At 61.4% G+C, this 1,232-nt stretch carries 1 protein-coding gene; it reads left to right on the top strand.

Annotated elements, in window-relative coordinates; translation table 11 throughout:
- Window positions 1-63: 63 nt before the first annotated feature.
- Window positions 64-1,214 (top strand): IS3 family transposase gene (locus ACSFA2_RS25570; RefSeq protein WP_435458132.1). Its coding sequence is split into 2 segments (ribosomal slippage): window positions 64-310 and window positions 310-1,214, totalling 1,152 coding nucleotides; the frame shifts between segments, so codons are not numbered across the junction.
- Window positions 1,215-1,232: the final 18 nt, after the last annotated feature.

Genomic DNA, 1,232 nt, shown 5'->3' with positions numbered 1-1,232 from the left:
TGAATCGCCCCGGGTTTTCTAGACACCTCTGAGCCTCAAACCTGAGGCCCAATAGGAGGTGCCATGAGCAAGCAGAGATACCCCGAAGAATTCAAGATCGAAGCGGTCAAGCAGATCACCGAACGAGGCCACAAGGTGGCCGATATGTCGGCCAGGCTTGGCGTCAGCCAGCACAGCCTGTATCAATGGATCAAGGCCAAGCAGATGTCGCCTGACCAGCGCCAAGCACAGGGCTCGCAAGCCGACGAGATGCGTCGCCTGAAGGCTGAGCTCAAGCGTGTGACCGAGGAGCGCGACATCCTAAAAAAGGCCGCAGCGTACTTTGCCAAGCAGTCCGGGTGAAGTACGCGTTTATCGAGCGGCATGAACACGAGCACAGCGTGCGCCGCATGTGCTTGTGTCTGCAGGTGCATCCCAGCGGCTACTACGCCTGGAAGGCCGATCCGATGAGCCCACGTGCCCATGACGATCAACGGCTGCTGGGCCTGCTCAAGCACGCGTGGTTGGAGAGCGGCGGCGTGTACGGCTACCGCAAGCTCACCCTGGACATGCGCGATCTGGGCGAGACCTGCGGCAAGCACCGCGTGGCCCGATTGCTCAAACTCGAAGGGCTACGCTCGCAGACCGGCTACCGCCGTCGCCCTGGCATGCGTGGTGGCAAGCCTGCGGTCGTCGCGCCCAACCACCTGCAGCGCCAGTTCACCGTGGCTGAGCCCAATCAATCCTGGGTGACCGATATCACCTACATCCGCACTCATGAGGGCTGGCTGTACCTGGCCGCGGTGGTCGATCTGTTCTCGCGTCAGGTGGTCGGCTGGTCAATGGGTAGCCGCATCGATACCGGCCTGGTGCTCGATGCGCTGGTGATGGCCTTGTGGCGTCGTCGACCCAAGCAGCCAGTCACGGTGCATTCGGATCAGGGCAGTCAGTTCACTGGGCATGACTGGCAAGACTTCCTGCGTGATCACAACCTCGTGTCCAGCATGAGCCGTCGCGGCAACTGCCACGACAACGCCGTGGCCGAGAGCTTCTTCCAGTTGCTCAAGCGCGAACGCATCCGCCGCCAGATCTACGCGACGCGCGATGACGCCAAGGCCGATGTCTTCAACTACATCGAGATGTTCTACAACCCAAAGCGGCGCCACGGCACTGCCGGAGATACTTCGCCGGTAGAGTTCGAACGACGCCATTCCCAACGGCTCAACAGTGTCTAGGGAATCCGGGGCGATTCA

The organism is Variovorax cryoconiti (assembly GCF_051216395.1).
Lineage (GTDB): Bacteria > Pseudomonadota > Gammaproteobacteria > Burkholderiales > Burkholderiaceae_C > Variovorax.
Note: the sequence above shows the minus strand (reverse complement) of the source record. Positions and strands in the feature narration are given on the sequence as shown.